This window comes from Streptomyces javensis, from assembly GCF_039525925.1.
GTDB lineage: Bacteria > Actinomycetota > Actinomycetes > Streptomycetales > Streptomycetaceae > Streptomyces > Streptomyces asiaticus.
The window spans coordinates 177,782-196,238 of sequence record NZ_BAAAIF010000010.1 but is presented as its reverse complement, the minus strand read 5'-3'; the positions used below and the strand labels follow the sequence as shown (position 1 = coordinate 196,238).

Below are 18,457 nucleotides of genomic sequence, written 5' to 3'. Positions count from 1 at the left end.
CTGGCTGGACTGGTACAACTACCACCGACCCCACACCGGAATCAGCGGCCACACCCCAGCCAGCCGCGTCACCAACCTCCCCGGACAACACACCTAGTGCGTCAGCGTGTACCAAGCGGTGCTGCCCACCGTGATGCACACGGCCCAGGCCCACCGCAGCGCTTTGGGGGAGATGCGGACGGAGAAGGTCACGTGCTCGTCGAGGTTGACCTCGAGGTGTCGCCGGCGCTCGCGTGCGGCCATTCAGGTTCTCCTTGGATTTCGTGGCCCTCGGTCATGTGCCGGGGCCCGTCTGGCGAGGGGCTGACGGGGTGTTCGGCTCCAACTGCCAGGAAGGGGGAACACCACGTCGGGACGTACGCCTGCCCGCGGACAGGTGTCGTGTAGTTAACGCAGCCACGTCGCTCGGCGCAACTAATCCCGCACTAACCACTGACAAAGCGTCAGCCGTCAGCTGTCGGAGGGTGACACTACAATTCCCCTCCGCTTCAGGGACATTGGCCTGCATAGCGCTCATCACTGGCCATAGCGGCCATACTTACCGGCGGGTATTACGCAACTTTGCGATAGGGAGCGCATGTAAATGCACTTAACGGGCCAGTTGGCCCCTCGTTCGGTATGGCCAACGCCACATTCCAGGTGGGGGTGAAACGCCCCAAGGGTCGCTTGGTTCGCATATTCGGCGCGTCTTCGTGAAAAGCGTCATGTCCGGCATGGGATGCGGCGACGTTCAGCAGGAGTTTTTGGCTCTCCGGCGTCCGCTAATTGCCACTCAAATTGGCGGCTGCCTGCTGTCCGGCTAAGTGATTGCCCGAGCGATCTATCCATGGCGGTCGCAACGAGGTGATCGCGAATGCAAATCACATGTGGATGGTGTGCGCGAGCGATGGGCAATGACGGTGTTGGCCGGAAACCGCCGCCCCTCCCTTCCTGGCAGTTGGAGCAGGGGCGGCGGCCCTCACCAGACGTGGAGAACCACGCCCGCTTACTACGTCGTTGACCCCACGGATGTGCGGGCAGCGTCGCTGTTCCGGCCTCCGCCCAGTCAACGACTGGACCGAGGATAGTGTTTTTCTGTGGGGTTCGGATGCACTACAAGGAGTGAATATGTGTTATTCGCAACACTGTTCTGACCGTTCAGAAGAATGAAAAACCTCGGCTCCGGACCCGATCTATCAGCGCGTTCTGATAGCGGAACCCCTGATCCCGCCAGTGCATCGAGGTGTCACATGATGAGCATGTGGCCGGTTTTCGTCACCTTCTAATAGGGCGGCCGAATTGCGGACGGCCGCGCGTTTCCTTGGCGGGCGCGGTGGTTGGCGACGTTGACGCGGTTGCCGCACAGTCCGGGCATGCAGTAGCGGCGGCTGCCGGGCCGGGTGGTGTCGATGAACGCTCCCCGGCAGGTGGGCGCGGTGCACGGGCGGAACCGCCGCTCGCCGAGGGTGTGGACGACCCCGAGGACGCCCAGGCCGCAGATCAGCGAGAGGGTGTCGGCGATGGTCGCCCCGTCCCGGAGCGGGACGGCCCACCGGATGCGGCCCTCGTGTGCGGGATCCGGTATCAGGGTGGCGCCCCGGGCGGCCGAGGTGAGCCTGGTGGCACCGGCGACGAGGCGGTCGCGGTCGGGGTGGTCGATCAGGTCCCGCACGGTGGTCCGCAGTGCGTGCACCGCCCGGAGGTCGGCCGGACGTCCACGGCGGGCGAGTTCGGCCAGTGCGCCCCGAGCGTCGTCGTCGCCTCCGGGCCGGTCGCCGTGCAACTCGGCGAACGCGACGAGGGCGGCCAGGTCGGGCAGGCGGTCGTCGCCGCGCCAGACCTCGGCGGTGGTGTTGACCAGCTCGGTCGCGATCCCCGCCGCCCAGACGTAATCGTTCAGCGCCACTTGCATGGTTGACGCACCTCTCGCTACGTTCGACTAAACGCGACTTTAACCCTTACATGCCGTGTCGGCCACCAGCCCCGTCAGGAGACCTCGCCCATGTCAGAGCTGGAGATCGACGCCATCGTCTTCGATGTGCTCGGCACGCTCGTCGACGAACCCACCGGCCTTCGCGCCGGTATCCGTGAACTCGCCCCGGCGTTCGACGACTCCGGGATCGAGCGGCTGTTGTCGCTGTGGCAGCGGTGTATCGACCGCGAGCAGCGCCGCATCCTCGACGGCGCCCGGCCCTACGTCACCACCGAGCTCCTCGACCAGGAGGCCGCCCGGCTCGTCGCCGACGCCGCCGGAGTCGACGACCCGGCCGCCGTGGCGGCGCTGGCGCTGTCCGGCCGCCGGCTCCCGCCGTGGCCCGACGCGGTGGCGGGGCTGGCCCGGCTCGCCGAGCGGTTCCCGCTGATCGGGCTCTCCAACGCGAGCCGGACGGCGCTGCTGGAGCTCAACGCCCACGCCGGGCTGCGCTGGCACCAGGCCCTGTCCGCCGAGGACGCCCGGACCTACAAGCCGGACCCGGCGGTCTACGAGCTGGCCGTCGCGGTCTCCGGACGGCCGCCGGAGCGGCTGCTGATGGTCGCCGCCCACGCCTGGGACCTGCGCGGTGCGCAGCGCCTCGGCCTGCGCACCGCCTATGTCGCCCGCCCCGTCGGCGACCCGCCCGCCCTCGCGGATCGCTTCGACCTGTACGCCGATGGCCTGGCCGGGCTGGCCGATCAACTCGACAGGAGCTTGTCGGTGCAATAGCCAGCGCTTGCAATCATATGCGCACGCAACTATCGTCTCGGGTCACCTCGCGTATCCGCGAAACAACCCGTGAACGGAACGGCTGGAGCGATGACCCGGACCCCCGAGCAGATCTTCCACGACCACGGCCAGGCCCTCGGCTCGGGCGACCTGGACAGGATCAGCGCCAACTACGCGGAGGACGCGGTCTTCGTCACGCCCTCCGGTGTGCTGCGCGGCCGCGAAGGGGTGAAGCGGGGCATCGGCGCGCTGCTCGGCGATCTCCCCAACGCCGCCTGGGAGTTGAAGCCCCAGTTCGCGGACGACGTTCTCTTCCTCGAGTGGTCGGCCGCCACCGCCCGTGCGCGCGTGTCGGACGGAGTCGACACGTTCGTCTTCCGCGACGGCCTCATCCAGGCCCAGACCGTGCGCTACACCCTGGTCGCCGAAGAGGGCTGACCCGCCTCGCTCAGGCCGGACACCCCCTAACGCACCAGGGGGAGGAAGACCGTGTCCACGATCTCTTCGAGGGCGTCGTCGGGCACGGGGGCGAAGGTCGTGAGGATTTCATGGCGCAGCAGGTCGAAGGGGAGCGACTTGACGCGTTCGGTGAGGCGTTCCGGTTTGACCTCGCCGCGGTCGACGGCGCGGGCGAAGAGTGCGTCAAGGGCTTCCGCGCGCCCCGTCACCAGGGGGTCGCGCAGGTCGCCGGGGCTGTTTCCGGTCTCCTGGTGGTAGTCGGCCAGGTGCATGCTCATGATGGTGATGAACTGGACGCGGGTGGAGTTGATCTCCCGCATGAGGGTGAGGATGTCCTCCCGCAGGCTCCCCGTGTCGGGAACGTCGAGGCGGGACTCCTTCAGGGTGTGGACGATGGCCGCCCGGACCAGCTCGTCGCGGTTTGACCAGCGGCGATAGAGAACGGGCGGGCTGGTGCCCGCGCGCTTGACGACGGCGTCCATGGTGAACCTGGCGTAGCCGGTGTCCGTGAGTTCTTCCCAGGCCGCGTCGAGGAGCGCCTTCTCCAGTGCCGCTCCGCGGCGTCGCTCGGGCATGGGCCCCTCCCTTAGATAGGCTTGCCTTTCTTATCCTAGCGCCTTACTGTGACCGCCGTAAGATAGATCTCTGTATCTTAAGGCGGCTGTTCATGAGCTCTCCTCCCAACCGGTCCGACCCGACATCCGCGGCGGCGGACCCCGGTCACGCGGACCCCGGTCACGCGGGCTCCGATCGCGCGGACCCCGGTCACGTGGATCCCGCCCTGTGGCGCATGGCGATCACCCTCATCGTGGGCGCCCTCGCCGTCGTCTTCGACACCACCATCGTCAGCGTCGCGCTCAACGACCTGGCGAGGGAGCTCGACGCCCCGCTCTCCACCATCCAGTGGGTGAGCACCGGCTATCTGCTGGCGGTGTTCGTCACCATCCCGCTCGCCGGATGGGCCCAGTCACGGCTCGGCGGCCGACGCCTGTGGATCGCGGCCCTGGTCGTGTTCCTGCTCGGCTCGATCCTGAGCGCGCTGGCGTGGGACGCGACCAGCCTGATCGCCTTCCGCATCGTCCAGGGCGGCGCCGGCGGCATGATGATGCCGCTCATGGCCACGCTGCTCATGCAGGCCGCCCAGGGCCGCAACATCGGCAAGGTCATGGCCATCATCACCGTGCCCACCGCACTCGGCCCGATCCTCGGCCCGGTCCTGGGCGGCCTCATCCTGCGTCTGGCCGACTGGCGCTGGCTGTTCTTCGTCAACATTCCCTTCTGCGTCGTCGGCGCCTGGCTCGCCCGGCGCGATCTGCCCGACGACCGACCCGCGCCCGACCGCCCCCGCGCCCGCCTGGACACCGTCGGCCTGCTCCTGCTCTGCCCGGGCTTCGCCGCCCTCGTCTACGGCCTCTCCCGGGTCGAGGGCAGCGCGGGCTTCGCCGACGCCAAGGTCCTCGTCCCGCTGGTCGGCGGACTCGTCCTGGTCGGGGGCTTCACCGCCTGGGCGCTGACCCGCACCGCCGGCGCCCTGGTCAATGTGCGGCTGTTCCGCCACCGTGCGGTGGCCTCCTCCGCCACCCTGCTCCTCCTGGGCGGCATCTCGCTGTACGGGTCGATGATGCTGCTGCCCCTGTACTTCCAGCAGGTCCGCGGCGAGGACGCGCTCGGCGCCGGGCTGCTGCTCATCCCGCAGGGTGTCGGCGCGCTCCTGGCGCGCGGCCTGGCGGGCGCGTACACCGATCGCATCGGCCCCCGCGGGGTCGCCTTCGCGGCGTTCGTCCTTGTCGCGGCGGCCACTGTGCCGTTCGCCTTCGTCACCGCCGACACCAGCGAGGCCCTGCTCATGGCCGCGCTGTTCGTCCGCGGCATCGCCTTGGGCGCCGCCATGATCGCGCCCATGGGCGCCGCGTACGTCGGGCTGGCGCACGGGGAGATCCCCGACGCCAGCATCATCACCCGCGTCGCCCAGCAACTCGGCGGCGCCGTGGGCATCGCCGTCCTCGCCGTCATCCTCCAGCACAGCACCGGCGGCGCCCACACCCCCGGCGCCCTGGCCGACGGCTTCGGCACCGCCTTCTGGTGGTCGGTGGCGCTCACCGCCGTCGCCGTCCCGCTGTGCCTGCTCCTGCCCAGCCTCCCCGAACCGGCGGCCCCCGACGACGCCGCCTAAGCGGAAGCCGCCGAGGTCATCACCGTGTTAGCCGACCGTTAGCGGGGCGGCAGCCTTGCGGTAGCGGGCCCGACCAGAGTTGGTGACGCACCGAGAAGACGACCACTTCGACTGCCCCTGGGGGGACCCGAAATGAACTCCATCACCGCCGTCCGTACCGTTCGCCGCCGCACCCTGCGCGTCGCCGCCGCGGCCCTGGTCGTGGCCGCGGGCCTGACCCTGACCGCCTGCAACGACTCGGACGCCAACGCCTCGAAGCCCGCGGCCTCCGCCAGCCACAGCGGCGCGGACTCCGCCACTGGCGCGAAGGGCTCCGGTGGCAATGGAGCGAACGGTTCCGACGCCAAGGTCGGCACCGAGTCGGCCGCCGCGGACGAGGCGGCATCCCCGGACCGCACCGAGACCCTGGCGGACGGCAGCACGGGCGAGATCTACGAGCTCGGCGAGCAGCACTACCGCCTCAAGATCGTCAACGACGGTGACGTGCTGGCCACGTTCGAGACGAACGGGAAGGACGCCGGGCTCGACGCCAACGGCATGTACGTCGTGCTCACGATGGGCGGCGAGGTCCAGTCCTGGATGGGCGGCGAGCACAAGGCGCCGGGCACCTTCGAACTCGCGGGCGGTTGGACGGCCAAGGTAACGAAGGTCGGCGAGAGCCACTACCGTGCGGAGATCATCGGCCACGGTGACGTCATGGGCACGATGGAGGCGAACGGACACGACGCCGGGCTCGACGCCAATGGCGTGTACATCGTGCTCAGCACCCGCGGTGTGATCAGCGCCCACGAGTAAACGTCAATGCCCGCCCGGCCGCGGCGGTGGAACCACCGGACGGTGGTTCCACCGCCGCGGCCGGTGGCTTTTCGGGATCTCTCCGTAGACTGACGGGCATGGCATGCCGCATCAGTGAGCTGATCCTCGACTGCGCCGACCCCGAGCGGCTCGCCGCGTTCTGGAGCGAGGTCCTCGGCTATGTCGAAATCGGCCGGGAGGACGACGGAAGCATCGAGATCGGGCCGCCCGGCGTCGGCTTCGGCGGCTTGCAGCCCACCCTCGTCCTCAGCCCCAGCGGCGATCCCCGGCCCGCCAAGCTCCGGCTGCACATCGACGTCAACGCGACCGACCGCGACCAGGACGCCGAGCTGGAGCGGCTGCTCGCGCTCGGTGCCAAGCCCGCCGACGTCGGTCAGACCGGCACCGAGGACTGGCACGTGCTGGCCGACCCCGAAGGCAACGAGTTCTGCCTTCTGCGCCGCCGGCTCCAGCCCTTCTGACCGGCTCCGAAAAAACCAGTGGAGCGGCACCGCTCCGCACCGTTACCGTTCTGCCGACCCAAGTCGTCTAGGCAGGGACGTGCCGTTGTACACCGTGTGAGACCTCCCAAGCGCTGATTTGTCGCGCGTCGCGCATATGCGCCGCGCTCCTTTTTGCTGCGGATTTCTCACTGAAACCGGTGTACTTCTGTGCTCTGTAACTGGGTGGTCATGCCCACCTGCCTGCCGCTCGTCCTCCGCCGTTGTCACGCGTGCGCGTCCGAACGCTTCCGGGCGAACGGTAAGTTCCGCGTCAACGCGAACCACAAGCGCATCGACGCCTGGCTCCTCGTGCTCTGCACCGGATGCGGGGAAACGGCGAAGCTCACCGTCTTCGAGCGGATGAACGTGCGCTCCGTACGACCTGAGCTGCTCGACCGGCTGCACGACAACGACCTCGGCCTGACGGCCGAGTTGCTCCAGGATCCGGTCGTACGGCGCCGCAATCGCATCGCCCTCGACTGGGACGACGCCTGGCGCCTCGACACCGGCGGATCGGATCACCTGGACCGTGAGGTCGCCGATGTCTCCGTCCGCTTCGCGGCGCGGATCCCGGTCCGGCCGGTGCGGCTGGTCGCTGAGGGCTTCGGTCTTCCGCGGGCCGAGGTCGAGAGACTGATCACCGAGGGCAAACTCGTTTCGGCGGTCCGGTTGAGCACCAAGCTCACCGGCGACTTCACCTTCACGCTGAAGCGCTGAGCCCTCCCCGGGCCCGGCACGGGGCGGTGCCACCGGCGCCGCCCCGTGCGTACGGTGAGGTAGGAGTAACCCTCGGCCGAACCATCGTCCCGGGTGGTGGATGTGATCAGCGTCACCACTCCGGGGCGCCCGTGCCCGCCGCCTCGTCGTCCCCTGCCGCCAACTCACCCGAAACGCGCCCAGGTCGACCGCCGGGGCGTAACGCGCCGGTTCCCCGCGTCGCCTCCCGCACCGCGCACGTGGGCACCGTCACACGCCGAGGGATCCTCCCACGTGGAGCCGGTATGTAGCGTGCGCCCATGCACGGCACGGATGACTCGACCACCCCGCATGACCACGTCCTCGGACAGCGCGCCGCCGGAGGCTGGATGTTCCTCCTCGAGGCAGCCCGCGACATGCGCACCACCGGGGCCCTCGCCCCCAGCGGCAGGGCGCTGGCCCATGCGCTGACCGAACCGGTGCGCTCACAGGCGGGGCGGCCGCTGAGCGTCCTGGAGGCCGGTGCCGGTACCGGGTCGGTCACCCGTTCCCTGATCCACCAGTTGCCGGCGGGCAGCCGCCTGGACATCGTCGAGGCCAACCCCCGCTTCACCGGCCGACTGCGCGACCTCGTCCGCACCCACCCGCGCCTGGCCGGACGGTCCGAGCGGATACGGGTGCACGAGGCGTACGTCGAGGAACTCGACGTACGCCGCCGTTACGACGCGATCATCTCGGCCCTGCCCTTCGCCAACTTCGATCCCCACCAGATCGAGGCGATCATGGGCCGGTATCTGGAGCTGCTGCGCCCGGGCGGCTTGCTGGCCTACTTCGCCTACCGCGGCACCCGGCAGGCCCGCAGCCTGCTGCCCTCCCGGACCCAGGCGCGGCGGCACCGGGCCGCCGAAGAGGTGCTGGCCGACTACCGCCGCCGCTACGCCACCGGCCGCAGCACGGTCTGGGCCAATCTGCCCCCGGCCGACGTCTGGCACCTCCGCCGCCCCGCGGGCAGCCTCCCGGCCGCGAGCCGGACATCCGCCCGAGCCGCGGCCGGCTGGTGACCGTCAGCCGCCCGTGGACGACGGGCCTCAGTCCCGGAACGAACCGTCCGCCCTGCGCGCGTGCCTGGACAGCAGGTGTCCGCACTGCGGGCAGTGCCGCCTGAACCCCTTCTTGATCAGATAGCTGATGCCGATCGTCACCACATGCATCAGCCCCACCGCCGCGTTCTGGAACAGCCGCCCCAGCCACGACCTCGTACACGTCTCACAGTCCCGGCAACCGGCCGCCATGGCGTATCCCCCCAACTCGTCGCTGACCTGCCCCGCATCACCAGTGTGCGCAATGGGGAACGCCGCCGAGCCGCCAACCGCCCGCCCTCCGAAGGGTTGTGACCGGTCCAGGTCGCGTCCAGCACACGGCTGTGACATCGCGGTAGCGACATCGTCCCCGGCCATGCCACAGGCCGTGACGTAGATCACAGAGAAAGGGTGACAGGGTGTTGTCGCGGGCTGCTGCGAACGTCGGCGGCATGACGATCAAAGATGTCGGCGGCATGACGATCACAGATGAGGACTGCCTCGCCGAAACCCTGGCCTTCAACGAGAAGTTCGAAGCCGACGCGGCGAGCCGGCCACCCCGTAAGCCGGTGCCGAACGCGGCCACGCTGGTGCTCCTGCGGCGTAACCGGCTCGGCGCCGACACCCCACCGGTGCGACTGGAGCACGGCCAGGACCGCGTCGTCGCGGGCGGGGTGAGAGTGCGGACGTTCGTGCCGGATCGCGTCGACGGCGTGTACCTGCACATCCACGGAGGCAGCTGGGCGTTCGGCTCCGCGGGCGGGCAGGACGAGAGGCTCTGGCGGCTCGCCGTGGAGGCCCGGCTGGCGGTGGTGAGCGTGGACTACCGCCTGGCGCCGGAGCATCCGTTCCCCGCCGGGCCCGACGACTGCGAGGCGGCCGCCCGGTGGCTGGTGGAGCACGCCGCGACCGAGTTCGGTACGGAACGGCTGCTGATCGGCGGCGAATCGGCCGGTGCCCACCTCAGCGTCCTGACGCTGCTGCGCCTTCGCGACCGGCACGGCATCACCGGCGCGTTCCGGGCGGCACACCTGCTCTACGGCCCCTATGACCTGTCGATGACACCGAGCCAGCGGTTGTTCGGCCCCCGACGGCTGCTGAGCAACACCGATTCGCTCCGGGGCACCTATGAGCTGTTCACGCCGGGGATGGGGGCGGAGCGGCGCCGTGACCCCGAGGTCTCCCCGCTCTTCGCGGACCTGGCAGGTCTGCCACCCGCCCGCATCGTCGTCGGGACCGAGGACCCGCTGCTGGACGACTCCCTGTTCCTGGCCCGGCGCTGGCAGTCGGCGGGCGCGCCCGTACGGCTCGACGTCATCGCCGGCGCGATGCACGGATTCACCCTGTTCCCCCTCGCCATCACCGAGCGGGAACAGCGGCGGGAGCGGGAGTTCCTGGCCACCGCGTGCCGGTAGCGTCGGCCCCATGAACCGCACCGCCCGGCTGTACGCGCTGGTGGAGGAGTTGCGCGCGGCCGCGCCGCGACCGCTGACGGTCGCGGCGCTCGCCGCGCGATTCGAGATCAGCACCCGCACGGTGCAGCGTGACCTCCAGGCGTTGATGGAGACGGGCGTTCCCGTGCGCACCACACCCGGGCGGGGCGGGGGCTGGTCCATCTCCCCGGAGATGACCCTGCCCCCGATCCGCTTCACCGCCGAGGAAGCCTCCGCGCTGACCGCCGCGCTCGCCGCCGTCGGCGCCGCCACCCCCTACGCGGGCGCGGCCCGCACCGCTGCCCAGAAGCTCGCGGCCGCGATGACCGGCTCCGCCTCGACGGCGGCCCGCGAACTCGCCGCACGGATCGTCGCGCGGCCGACCCGGACCGACTCCGAGATCCGCACCGCCGTGGAACGGGCCCTCACCGACAACGTGGCGCTGCGGCTCTCCTACACCGACGCCGCCGGACGCGAGACCGACCGCGTCGTGGAACCGGCCGGACTGCTCACCGCCGAAGGCCGCTGGTACCTCATCGCCTGGTGCCGCACCCGCCGCGCCGGCCGAGGCTTCCGCCTGGACCGCATCACCGCGGCGACCCCCACCGACGAGCAGGCCCGGCCCCACGACCTGACCGACCTGCTCCTCGGCTCAACCGCCACCGACGCGGTCCGGCCCACCGCACTGGCCTCACTGGCCCCGCAAAGCGCGCAGGCGTTCGGTGTGCCGGGTCTGGAGCGCGGTGGTGGCGCGTAGGAAGTCCATGACCAGTTCCAACTCCTCCGCGCTGTACTTCGCGCCGAGTTCCCGCGCCCCGTCCTCGATGAGCGGGGCGATGAGCTCGTAGCAGCGCCTGCTCCCCTCCGGCGTCACCTTGACCACGCTCTTGCGGCGGTCGACGGGGTGGGGGGCGCGGGTGAGCAGGTCGAGCTTCTCCAGTCGGTCGAGCATGGCGGTCACGCTGCCGGTGGTCAGTCCCAGCCGCTCGCTGAGTTCACGCGGAGAGAGCTCCTCGGCGTCGATCAGCAGTTCCAGGCAGCGCAGATCGGTCTCGTTCACGCCGAGGAGCCGGGCGCTCTCGCGATCGGAGTCATCGACCGCTGCCTGGTAGCCCTGAATGACCTTGCCCAGCTCAGCGAGCACCTGTTCCTTCTCGTTCGCCAATCGGGGCACCTCCGCGTCGACAAGTTCGCTTGACAGTCGAGTCTCTTGATGTTCAAGGTAATATTGCCTTGGCATTCAAGATACCTGACTCTCAAAGGAAGCGATCCTCATGCATGTCTTGATCATCGGCGGCGGCACCGGCGGGATGTGCCTGGCCCACGGCCTGAAGAAGGCCGGTGTCTCGGTGGCCGTGTACGAGCGCTACGGTTCCCGTCGCGACGGTCTCTACGGTTACCGGGTCGGCATCGACCCCACCGGCAGCCGGGCGTTGCACGAGTGCCTGCCGCCCGAGCTCTTCGACACCTTCGTCGCCACCTCTGCCCGCGAGCCCCGCCACTTCAACGTGCTCACCCAGTCCCTGCGCACCACCGCCACGTTCCGACTGCCCCCGGCGCGCGACGCGGTCAGCAGCGAGCGCTCCGTGTCCCGCGCGACCCTGCGCCAGGTGCTCTTCACCGGCATGGACGACGTCGTGCACTACGGCAAGGAGTTCACCCGCTACGAGCGGCACCCCAACGGCACGGTCTCCGCCCACTTCGGCGACGGCACCTCCGCGACCGGCGACGTCCTGATCGCCGCCGACGGAACCCGCTCGGCCGTGCGCCGGCAGTTCCTGCCCCACGCCGAGATCAAGGACGCCGGTGTCACCGCCATCGCCACGAAGACCGCGCTCACGCCCGAGACCCGCGCGCTGCTGCCGGACGAGGCGCTGAACGGCCTCTCCCTGATCTTCGGCACGAAGGGCATGATCGGCATGCTGCACGTCATGATGTTCAAGCGGGACGCGCGGGGCGGTTGGCCGGGGCGGGAGTTCGACACCACCCGCGACTACATCAACCTGTCCATCTGGAGCTCGCACGATCGCTTCCCCGAGGACGCGACCCGGCGACGCGGACGCCGGCTCATCGCGACCGCCCTGGAAGCGGCCGCCAACTGGCACCCCAATCTGCGCCGGATCTTCGAACTGTCGGACCCGGAAGCCGCGTTCCCGCTGAAGATAGCGACCTCGGTTCCCATCGATCCGTGGCCGACGACCAACATCACCCTGCTCGGCGACGCCATCCACACCATGACCCCCGGCCAGGGCGTCGGCGCCAACACCGCACTGCGCGACGCCACGCTGCTGTGCCGCGAGCTCACCGCCGTCGCGGGCGGACGCAAGGAACTGCTGGCCGCGATCGGCGACTACGAGGCCGAGATGATCCCCTACGGCTTCGCCCGCGTCGCCGAATCCCTCACCAGCAACGGCACCAGCGGCGACGACCCGCTCTTCCGGCCCGTCACGGGTCGCTTCGCGCTCTTCGCCGCCCGCAGCTATTTCGCCGCGACCAGCAGGGTCCCCGCCCTGCGCCGCAAGTTCCTGGCCGACCTCTCCACCTACCGTGGCGAGGACTTGGCCAGATCTTGAGGCCCACACTTCCGCCTCTCGTCCGTCACAGCGGGATCGCGTCACCTTCTCCACTGATGTCGGCGGGGATGATGTTGTCCGGTCGGTCGAGCCATACCCGTTGACCGGCGGAGGTGACGGTGAGTCCGAACCGTGTGCGCGCCGGCCGCCCGGCCCGTGCCCACCAGGCGTGAGCCGCCTCCAGTTCGTCCCAGAGCAGCCGTGGGCCGTGCTGCCGCACCTCGTAGTCGGTGGCGTCCGGCTCGTAGTCGACGGACGCCCATGAGCCGGAGGCCGAGTCGGCGAGCCAGAGGGTCCACTCACCGTCGGGTCCAGAGCCCACCGCCGACCGGCAGCGCGGGACCAGGACTCCGACGGCGAACCACGCGTCGTCGTCACCGAGAAAGCTCGGGTCGAGGCGAGTGCTGCCGGTGCCGGGCTCACCTCGGACCACGGCCATGACGTCGCGTTCGGGTGCCTGCGCCCGCAGCCACATGAACGCGCTGTCGCCGACGACCGGGCCGGACGCCACGGGGCCGTCGGTGCCGTGCTCGACGGTGAGCCGTATCAGTACGCCATTGCGCAGCGCGGTACCCCAGGGGAAGACGACGAGCCCCCCGGGCGCGGTCTGCTCGATCCACGCGCGGGGCACGTCGTGTACCGCACAGGTGGCGATGACCCGGTCGTACGGCGGGTCCGTGGGCCACCCTCCGGCACCATCTCCGGTGAGCACCGTGGGCCGGTAGCCCGCGCTCTTCAGCGCGGCGCGCGCCCTGTCGGCGAGAGCGGGATCGACCTCCACGGTGGTCACCTGCTCGCTGCCGAGCCTGGCGGACAGAAGCGCGGCGTTGTATCCGGTGCCCGTACCGATCTCCAGTACGCGTTGCCCGTCGCGGACATCGAGGGCCCGGAGCATGGCGGCGACGACACTCGGCATGCTCGCCGAGCTGGACGGGGTGCGCGCCGATGCGGCGCCGGGCGCATCCTCGATCTGGGTGACGACAGCCTCGTCGCTGTAGGCAAGTTCCCGCCAGCGATCCGCTTCGACGGCGCGGTCGACGGACTCATACCCGTCGCCCATGCGGATCCAGACGCGATCGGGAAGGAATGCGGCGCGGTCGACGCGGATGAAGGCGTCGCGCCATGCGGCGGGGAGGTGGCCGTCCTCCACGAGCCGCTGGGCGAGGACGGCTGTGCCGTCGAGGGTCATCGCTTCGGGGTTTCCGGCCGCTTCGGGTCGGGCGGTGGGAGGGGCTTGTCGGGCTTGTGCCCATCGCTTTCTGCCGGGTCCGGCTTGCCTCCGTGCTGTCCCATTTGCTGCGCCTCCCCATTGTCGATGGACAGTGATCCCATGGTGAGATGGGATCAGGCTGTCTGGTAGGGCGTACGGGTGCACTCACCACTGCGGGGCCGTGTTCGAGTTCCTCGGTGACGAAGCCCGCTGGGTGGCCGTCGGCTAGGGCCACGGCCACCTTTGCCCCCTTCAGCTGGTCGGGTCCCGCAGCTCGAACCAGATGTGCTTGCCGGTGGGGCGCAGCCCGTTCTCCCAGGTGACGCCCCATGCGTGGGCCAGCTCCCGCATCAGGAACAACCCGCGTCCGCCCTCCTCGTCGGGCGCCGCGACGCGGGGGTACGGGTGGCGTTCCGGGGAGCCGTCGCGTACGGCGATCGTCGCGATGCGGTCGCGGACGAGGGTGTCGATGTGGATCAGCTGGGTGTCGGTGTGCTGATTGACGTTCGTCACGGCCTCGGAGACCAGGAGTTTCGCCGTGTCCGCGAGGTCGTGCAGGTCGTTGGCCTGGAGGAGCGCGGCGATGGCGTCGCGGCAGACCCTGGGGCTCTTGGGGGAGTTGGGGGCGCTGAAGCGGTAGGCGTACGGGGGTTCGGTGGGTTCGGCGACTTCGGGCATGGCGGTGCTCCCAACGCGGTGCGTGATTGGTTCGATGCGTTGCGCTACCAGGACCATAGAGCATAGGTGAGCACGAGTGCTATCGCTCGGTAGAATGGATGCTCTAGTTGGACGTGCGAAAGCGTTCCACGCAACACTGACCGCAAGCGAAGGGGAGGGCGCATGCCGAGGACGGCGCCGACCGCGAGGCAACGACGCCTCGGCACGGAGTTGCGCAAGATGCGCGAGCACGCCGGGATGAACGTGGCGCAAGCCGCTCAGCATCTGGGCGTGGACCGAACCCGGATCAGCAACACGGAGGCCGGTCGCTTCGGTGTGAGCGAGGAGCGGGTCCGCACTCTTGCCGCGATCTATTCCTGCGGCGACAGGACGTATGTCGATGCCCTGGTGGACATGGCTGTCGAACGCGTCCAGGGCTGGTGGGAGGCGTACCAGGGGAAGCTCTCCGCCGGTGCCCTGGACCTGGCTGAACTCGAGCACCACGCGGTCAGCATGCGTTTGGTGACGACCATGCACGTGCCCGGTCTGCTGCAAACAGAGGACTACGCCAAGGCCGTGTTCGCCACTGCGGTGCCTGAGCCGACGGCCGTACTGCTGCGCCGCAGGCTCTCCCATCGGCTGAGGCGCCGAGACGTACTCGACAGGGACGATCCGCCACCGTGTACGTTCATCATCCACGAGGCCGCTTTGCGTGTGGCGTTCGGCGGTTCGAAGGTCGCTCGCGGCCAGCTTGAGCACATTTTGGAGGCGTCGGAGCGGGACAACGTGACCGTACGCGTCATTCCGTTCTCCGCCGGAGGTTTTCCGAACGCCGGGAGCTCTGCGTTCTATGCCACTGGTCCGGTGCCGCAGCTCGACACGTTGCAACTCGACTCATCAGGTGGCGTGGAGTTCTTGGACTCGGAGACGCACCTCGCCAACTACCGGGCGGTCCTGGACCGGGTGGAGGCGATGTCCCTTGCCCCGAAGGCCACCCGCGATCTCATTCACGCCGTCGCACAACGACTCTGAAGGCATGGTCATGTCGGAAATACAGTGGCGCAAAGCCTCGTACTCGGACCAGAACGAGAGCAACTGCGTCGAACTCGCGCAACGTGACGCCACCGCGATCCTCCTCCGCGAGAGCGACGAACCGCAGACCGTGATCACCACCACCCCCGCCGCGCTCCGGGCGCTCACCCGGGCCGTCCGGGCCGGGCGGTTCGATCAGCTGTCCCGCTAGGGGACAATGGGCGCCATGAGTCTGTTCCGCGACGACGGCATCGTGCTGCGCACCCAGAAGCTGGGGGAGGCGGACCGGATCATCACCCTGCTCACCCGCAACAACGGCCGCGTCCGCGCCGTCGCGCGGGGTGTGCGGCGGACGAAGTCGAAGTTCGGCGCGCGGCTCGAACCGTTCAGCCACGTCGACGTGCAGTTCTTCTCACGCGGTGGCGGCGAGCTGATCGGCCGCGGGCTCCCGCTGTGTACGCAGAGCGAGACCATCGCTCCGTACGGTGGGTCGATCGTCACCGACTACACCCGCTACACCGCTGGTACGGCCATGCTGGAGACGGCCGAGCGGTTCACCGATCACGAGGGCGAGCCCGCCGTACAGCAGTATCTGCTGCTCGTCGGCGCGCTGCGCACCCTCGCCGCCGGGGATCATGAGCCGCATCTCGTCCTGGACGCGTTTCTGCTCCGTTCCCTCGCCGTCAACGGCTACGCACCGAGTTTCGACGACTGCGCCAAGTGCGGGATGCCCGGTCCGAACCGATTCTTCTCGGTCGGCGCGGGCGGGGTCATCTGCGGAGAGTGCCGGGTGCCCGGAAGCGTCGTACCCTCGGCGGAGTCGCTGACGCTGCTGGGCGCGCTGCTGACGGGCGACTGGGAGACGGCGGACGCGTGTGAGCCGCGGCACGCCCGGGAGGGCAGCGGCCTCGTGGCGGCGTATTTGCACTGGCACCTGGAGCGGGGACTTCGGTCGCTGCGGTACGTAGAGAAGTAGCAGCGGAAGCTGTAGCACAGAGAGCAAGGGCTGAGGGAGACATGGCAGGCATCGCAGGACGCGGGTTTCTGGGCCGACAGCGGCGCGAGTACCGGACCCCGGAACCGCACCCGTCCGGGGCCAGGCCGCCGAAGATCCCCGGTGAGCTGGTGCCGCAGCACGTGGCCTGCGTGATGGACGGGAACGGCCGCTGGGCCAAGGAGCGCGGGCTGCCGCGCACCGAGGGGCACAAGGTCGGCGAGGGCGTCGTGATGGACGTGCTCAAGGGCTGCCTCGAGATGGGCGTCAAGAACCTCTCCCTCTACGCCTTCTCGACCGAGAACTGGAAGCGCTCGCCCGACGAGGTGCGCTTCCTGATGAACTTCAACCGCGATGTCATCCGCCGCCGCCGCGACGAGATGGACGCGATGGGTGTCCGGATCCGCTGGGCGGGCCGGATGCCGAAGCTGTGGAAGTCGGTGGCGCAGGAGCTCCAGGTCGCTCAGGAGCAGACCAAGGACAACGACGCCATGACGATGTACTTCTGCATGAACTACGGCGGCCGTGCGGAGATCGCGGACGCGGCGAAGGCGCTGGCGGAGGACGTCCGGGCGGGCCGTCTGGACCCGTCGAAGGTGAACGAGAAGACGTTCGCGAAGTACCTCTACTACCCGGACATGCCGGATGTGGACCTCTTCCTGCGCCCGTCCGGCGAGCAGCGCACGTCCAACTACCTGATCTGGCAGAGCGCGTACGCCGAGATGGTCTACCAGGACGTGCTGTGGCCGGACTTCGACCGCCGCGACCTGTGGCGGGCGTGCCTGGAGTACGCCTCGCGGGACCGCCGCTTCGGCGGGGCGATCCCCAACGAGGAGCAGTTCAAAAAGGAGTCCCAGAAGGGCTCGCAGGAGGACTCCCCGTCCGCGTGAGCGGTAGGAGCGCGCCAGGGGCGCGACCCTCTCACCCCGCCGCCACGACGCGCTCCACCGCGGCCGCCACCAGCTGATCCCGCTCCGCCTCCGTGAACACGTCCGGCAGGGTGAGCTGCTCGACGATCAGCCAGTTCAGCGCCAGCATGAGCAGCTTGACGGCCGTGGCGTCGCCGGGGAGGCCCGACTCCTCGTGGTACGCGACGTTCGCGTCGAGGTCGGCCCGGACCCGCTCGGTGAGGACCTTGCGCAGTTCGGGCCGGCGGGTGGCCTCGAGGCGGAGTTCCAGCAGCGCGAGATAACCGGTGCGGAACGAGGCGACGCGGCCCACGAGTTCACGCATCAGCTCCACATAGGTTTCCCGGTCGCGACCCGCCGCCCGCTGGCGGGCGATCGTGGCCTCGTCGGGCTGGAGCCGCTCATACACCCGGGCGCCGGCCTGGGTGAGCAGGTCGTCGCGGCTGCCGAAATAGTTGGACGCGGTCCCGGCGGGCACCGCGGCCTCGGCGTCCACCGCCCGGAAGGTCAGGCCGCGTGCGCCCTCCCTGGCCAGCACCTCGATCGCGGCGTCCACGAGGGCGGCGCGCCGCTGGTCGTTCCGTCTCACCATTGACACCACTCCAGGTGTAGTACTACGTTCCAACCACTACAAGCAGAGTACTACGTCTGGAGCGGCTAGAGATGCGAAAGCTCGTGTACTACGTCGGCGTCACGCTCGATGGCCGCATCGCGGGCCCCGGCGGCGAGTACGACTTCTTCCCCAGCGGCGACGAACAGCAGTCCGCCGCCTACTCGAACTGGACCAACGCGCTGTTTCCCGAGACGGTCCCGACCGCCTACCGCGCGGCGATCGGCCTGGCCGACGCGCCCAACCGGCACTTCGACACTGTCGTTATGGGCCTCGGCGCCTACCGCCCCGCCCTCGACGCGGGGATCACCAGCCCGTACGCCCATCTGCGCCAGTACGTGGTGTCCAGCACCCTCAAGCCCGACATCGACCCGGCCGTCACCGTCGTCCCGGACGATCCGCTCGCCCTCGTCCGCGAGCTCAAGCGGGAGGGCGGCGCGGGGCTGGACGTATGGCTGTGCGGCGGCGGCAGGCTCGCGGGCGCTCTGCTGCCGGAGATCGACGACCTGGTGATTAAGAACTATCCGGTGGTCGCGGGTGCCGGGATCCCCGCCTTCGACGGCGCCTTCGACCCCACCGTCTTCGACGTCGCCGAGCGCACGGCCTTCCCCAACGGTGTCACCCTCACCCACCTCACCCGTCGCTGACTCGG

General features: G+C 69.6%; 23 protein-coding genes. 15 read left to right on the top strand and 8 right to left on the bottom strand.

The window, feature by feature from the left end; genetic code table 11:
* Window positions 1-93: 93 nt before the first annotated feature.
* Window positions 94-243 (bottom strand): hypothetical protein, encoded by a 150-nt coding sequence (locus ABD329_RS12740; RefSeq protein WP_198282109.1) that lies wholly within the window; start codon window positions 241-243, stop codon window positions 94-96.
* Between the two features lie 1,018 nt (window positions 244-1,261).
* Window positions 1,262-1,891, bottom strand: coding sequence for a CGNR zinc finger domain-containing protein (locus ABD329_RS12735; RefSeq protein ID WP_198282108.1), 630 nt, complete (start codon window positions 1,889-1,891; stop codon window positions 1,262-1,264).
* A 90-nt stretch (window positions 1,892-1,981) separates the two neighbouring features.
* Here ABD329_RS12735 and ABD329_RS12730 point away from each other — a divergent pair, with 90 nt between their 5' ends.
* Both ABD329_RS12730 and ABD329_RS12725 read left to right on the top strand, forming a co-directional pair.
* Window positions 1,982-2,683, top strand: coding sequence for a haloacid dehalogenase type II (locus tag ABD329_RS12730; protein ID WP_344316360.1), 702 nt, complete (start codon window positions 1,982-1,984; stop codon window positions 2,681-2,683).
* Between the two features lie 90 nt (window positions 2,684-2,773).
* Window positions 2,774-3,121, top strand: a complete 348-nt coding sequence (locus ABD329_RS12725; protein ID WP_198275049.1) for a nuclear transport factor 2 family protein — start codon at window positions 2,774-2,776, stop codon at window positions 3,119-3,121.
* A gap of 26 nt (window positions 3,122-3,147) precedes the next feature.
* On the opposite strand, the gene ABD329_RS12720 is transcribed toward ABD329_RS12725, so the two are convergent.
* On the bottom strand, window positions 3,148-3,717 hold the full coding sequence (locus ABD329_RS12720; RefSeq protein WP_198275050.1) for a TetR/AcrR family transcriptional regulator: 570 nt from the start codon (window positions 3,715-3,717) through the stop codon (window positions 3,148-3,150).
* A gap of 215 nt (window positions 3,718-3,932) precedes the next feature.
* Here ABD329_RS12720 and ABD329_RS12715 point away from each other — a divergent pair, with 215 nt between their 5' ends.
* The 5 genes from ABD329_RS12715 (at window position 3,933) to ABD329_RS12695 (ending at window position 8,370) form a co-directional block, all read left to right on the top strand.
* Window positions 3,933-5,315 (top strand): MDR family MFS transporter, encoded by a 1,383-nt coding sequence (locus tag ABD329_RS12715; protein ID WP_198275051.1) that lies wholly within the window; start codon window positions 3,933-3,935, stop codon window positions 5,313-5,315.
* 132 nt (window positions 5,316-5,447) lie between these two features.
* On the top strand, window positions 5,448-6,110 hold the full coding sequence (locus ABD329_RS12710) for a hypothetical protein (protein ID WP_198275052.1): 663 nt from the start codon (window positions 5,448-5,450) through the stop codon (window positions 6,108-6,110).
* Window positions 6,111-6,208: 98 nt separating this feature from the next.
* On the top strand, window positions 6,209-6,592 hold the full coding sequence (locus ABD329_RS12705; protein WP_198275053.1) for a VOC family protein: 384 nt from the start codon (window positions 6,209-6,211) through the stop codon (window positions 6,590-6,592).
* Window positions 6,593-6,781: 189 nt separating this feature from the next.
* Window positions 6,782-7,330 carry a DUF1062 domain-containing protein gene (locus ABD329_RS12700; RefSeq protein ID WP_198275054.1) on the top strand — a complete coding sequence of 183 codons (549 nt, stop codon included), beginning with the start codon at window positions 6,782-6,784 and terminating at the stop codon, window positions 7,328-7,330.
* Window positions 7,331-7,629: 299 nt separating this feature from the next.
* The gene (locus tag ABD329_RS12695) at window positions 7,630-8,370 is read left to right on the top strand and encodes a class I SAM-dependent methyltransferase (protein WP_198275055.1); all 741 of its coding nucleotides are present in this window, start codon (window positions 7,630-7,632) and stop codon (window positions 8,368-8,370) included.
* A 27-nt stretch (window positions 8,371-8,397) separates the two neighbouring features.
* Here the strand turns inward: ABD329_RS12695 and ABD329_RS12690 are convergent, their stop codons facing one another.
* Complete coding sequence (locus ABD329_RS12690; protein ID WP_037946278.1) at window positions 8,398-8,601, bottom strand: hypothetical protein; 204 nt, start codon at window positions 8,599-8,601, stop codon at window positions 8,398-8,400.
* Window positions 8,602-8,864: 263 nt separating this feature from the next.
* Here ABD329_RS12690 and ABD329_RS12685 point away from each other — a divergent pair, with 263 nt between their 5' ends.
* Both ABD329_RS12685 and ABD329_RS12680 read left to right on the top strand, forming a co-directional pair.
* Window positions 8,865-9,803: an alpha/beta hydrolase fold domain-containing protein gene (locus ABD329_RS12685; RefSeq protein ID WP_198275089.1), complete on the top strand. Its 939-nt coding sequence runs from the start codon at window positions 8,865-8,867 to the stop codon at window positions 9,801-9,803.
* Between the two features lie 10 nt (window positions 9,804-9,813).
* Window positions 9,814-10,578 (top strand): helix-turn-helix transcriptional regulator, encoded by a 765-nt coding sequence (locus tag ABD329_RS12680; RefSeq protein ID WP_198275056.1) that lies wholly within the window; start codon window positions 9,814-9,816, stop codon window positions 10,576-10,578.
* Here ABD329_RS12680 and ABD329_RS12675 read toward each other — a convergent pair.
* Complete coding sequence (locus ABD329_RS12675) at window positions 10,513-10,986, bottom strand: MarR family winged helix-turn-helix transcriptional regulator (RefSeq protein WP_246618126.1); 474 nt, start codon at window positions 10,984-10,986, stop codon at window positions 10,513-10,515. The genes ABD329_RS12680 and ABD329_RS12675 overlap by 66 nt on opposite strands.
* Window positions 10,987-11,095: 109 nt before the next feature.
* On the opposite strand from ABD329_RS12675, the gene ABD329_RS12670 reads away from it, so the two are divergent.
* Complete coding sequence (locus ABD329_RS12670) at window positions 11,096-12,394, top strand: FAD-dependent oxidoreductase (protein ID WP_198275058.1); 1,299 nt, start codon at window positions 11,096-11,098, stop codon at window positions 12,392-12,394.
* 25 nt (window positions 12,395-12,419) lie between these two features.
* Here ABD329_RS12670 and ABD329_RS12665 read toward each other — a convergent pair whose 3' ends face one another.
* Together ABD329_RS12665 and ABD329_RS12660 are read right to left on the bottom strand one after the other, a co-directional pair.
* Entirely contained in the window at window positions 12,420-13,583 is a 1,164-nt protein-coding gene (locus tag ABD329_RS12665) for a methyltransferase domain-containing protein (RefSeq protein ID WP_198275059.1), read from the bottom strand.
* Window positions 13,584-13,856: 273 nt separating this feature from the next.
* On the bottom strand, window positions 13,857-14,282 hold the full coding sequence (locus ABD329_RS12660; RefSeq protein ID WP_198275060.1) for an ATP-binding protein: 426 nt from the start codon (window positions 14,280-14,282) through the stop codon (window positions 13,857-13,859).
* A gap of 162 nt (window positions 14,283-14,444) precedes the next feature.
* Between ABD329_RS12660 and ABD329_RS12655 the strand changes: the two genes are divergently transcribed.
* Genes ABD329_RS12655 through ABD329_RS12640 form a run of 4 tightly spaced genes read left to right on the top strand, consistent with a single transcriptional unit; the run spans window position 14,445 to window position 17,177 of the window.
* Window positions 14,445-15,293, top strand: a complete 849-nt coding sequence (locus tag ABD329_RS12655; RefSeq protein WP_198275061.1) for a Scr1 family TA system antitoxin-like transcriptional regulator — start codon at window positions 14,445-14,447, stop codon at window positions 15,291-15,293.
* A gap of 10 nt (window positions 15,294-15,303) precedes the next feature.
* Window positions 15,304-15,504 (top strand): DUF397 domain-containing protein, encoded by a 201-nt coding sequence (locus tag ABD329_RS12650; RefSeq protein ID WP_198275062.1) that lies wholly within the window; start codon window positions 15,304-15,306, stop codon window positions 15,502-15,504.
* A 15-nt stretch (window positions 15,505-15,519) separates the two neighbouring features.
* Window positions 15,520-16,269, top strand: a complete 750-nt coding sequence (gene recO, locus ABD329_RS12645) for a DNA repair protein RecO (RefSeq protein WP_198275063.1) — start codon at window positions 15,520-15,522, stop codon at window positions 16,267-16,269.
* A 50-nt stretch (window positions 16,270-16,319) separates the two neighbouring features.
* Window positions 16,320-17,177, top strand: coding sequence for an isoprenyl transferase (locus tag ABD329_RS12640; RefSeq protein ID WP_198275090.1), 858 nt, complete (start codon window positions 16,320-16,322; stop codon window positions 17,175-17,177).
* Between the two features lie 31 nt (window positions 17,178-17,208).
* Here ABD329_RS12640 and ABD329_RS12635 read toward each other — a convergent pair whose 3' ends face one another.
* Window positions 17,209-17,787 carry a TetR/AcrR family transcriptional regulator gene (locus ABD329_RS12635; RefSeq protein ID WP_198275064.1) on the bottom strand — a complete coding sequence of 193 codons (579 nt, stop codon included), beginning with the start codon at window positions 17,785-17,787 and terminating at the stop codon, window positions 17,209-17,211.
* A gap of 71 nt (window positions 17,788-17,858) precedes the next feature.
* Here ABD329_RS12635 and ABD329_RS12630 point away from each other — a divergent pair, with 71 nt between their 5' ends.
* Window positions 17,859-18,452, top strand: a complete 594-nt coding sequence (locus ABD329_RS12630; RefSeq protein ID WP_198275065.1) for a dihydrofolate reductase family protein — start codon at window positions 17,859-17,861, stop codon at window positions 18,450-18,452.
* The last annotated feature ends 5 nt before the right edge of the window (window positions 18,453-18,457 follow it).

Bases quoted from the DNA above. Each gene is read 5' to 3' on its own strand.
- ABD329_RS12740 (WP_198282109.1), bottom strand. From the start codon at position 243: ATGGCCGCACGCGAGCGCCGGCGACACCTCGAGGTCAACCTCGACGAG.
- ABD329_RS12735 (WP_198282108.1), bottom strand. From the start codon at position 1,891: ATGCAAGTGGCGCTGAACGATTACGTCTGGGCGGCGGGGATCGCGACC.
- ABD329_RS12730 (WP_344316360.1), top strand. From the start codon at position 1,982: ATGTCAGAGCTGGAGATCGACGCCATCGTCTTCGATGTGCTCGGCACG.
- ABD329_RS12725 (WP_198275049.1), top strand. From the start codon at position 2,774: ATGACCCGGACCCCCGAGCAGATCTTCCACGACCACGGCCAGGCCCTC.
- ABD329_RS12720 (WP_198275050.1), bottom strand. From the start codon at position 3,717: ATGCCCGAGCGACGCCGCGGAGCGGCACTGGAGAAGGCGCTCCTCGAC.
- ABD329_RS12715 (WP_198275051.1), top strand. From the start codon at position 3,933: ATGGCGATCACCCTCATCGTGGGCGCCCTCGCCGTCGTCTTCGACACC.
- ABD329_RS12710 (WP_198275052.1), top strand. From the start codon at position 5,448: ATGAACTCCATCACCGCCGTCCGTACCGTTCGCCGCCGCACCCTGCGC.
- ABD329_RS12705 (WP_198275053.1), top strand. From the start codon at position 6,209: ATGGCATGCCGCATCAGTGAGCTGATCCTCGACTGCGCCGACCCCGAG.
- ABD329_RS12695 (WP_198275055.1), top strand. From the start codon at position 7,630: ATGCACGGCACGGATGACTCGACCACCCCGCATGACCACGTCCTCGGA.
- ABD329_RS12690 (WP_037946278.1), bottom strand. From the start codon at position 8,601: ATGGCGGCCGGTTGCCGGGACTGTGAGACGTGTACGAGGTCGTGGCTG.
- ABD329_RS12685 (WP_198275089.1), top strand. From the start codon at position 8,865: ATGACGATCACAGATGAGGACTGCCTCGCCGAAACCCTGGCCTTCAAC.
- ABD329_RS12680 (WP_198275056.1), top strand. From the start codon at position 9,814: ATGAACCGCACCGCCCGGCTGTACGCGCTGGTGGAGGAGTTGCGCGCG.
- ABD329_RS12670 (WP_198275058.1), top strand. From the start codon at position 11,096: ATGCATGTCTTGATCATCGGCGGCGGCACCGGCGGGATGTGCCTGGCC.
- ABD329_RS12665 (WP_198275059.1), bottom strand. From the start codon at position 13,583: ATGACCCTCGACGGCACAGCCGTCCTCGCCCAGCGGCTCGTGGAGGAC.
- ABD329_RS12660 (WP_198275060.1), bottom strand. From the start codon at position 14,282: ATGCCCGAAGTCGCCGAACCCACCGAACCCCCGTACGCCTACCGCTTC.
- ABD329_RS12655 (WP_198275061.1), top strand. From the start codon at position 14,445: ATGCCGAGGACGGCGCCGACCGCGAGGCAACGACGCCTCGGCACGGAG.
- ABD329_RS12650 (WP_198275062.1), top strand. From the start codon at position 15,304: ATGTCGGAAATACAGTGGCGCAAAGCCTCGTACTCGGACCAGAACGAG.
- recO (WP_198275063.1), top strand. From the start codon at position 15,520: ATGAGTCTGTTCCGCGACGACGGCATCGTGCTGCGCACCCAGAAGCTG.
- ABD329_RS12635 (WP_198275064.1), bottom strand. From the start codon at position 17,787: ATGGTGAGACGGAACGACCAGCGGCGCGCCGCCCTCGTGGACGCCGCG.
- ABD329_RS12630 (WP_198275065.1), top strand. From the start codon at position 17,859: ATGCGAAAGCTCGTGTACTACGTCGGCGTCACGCTCGATGGCCGCATC.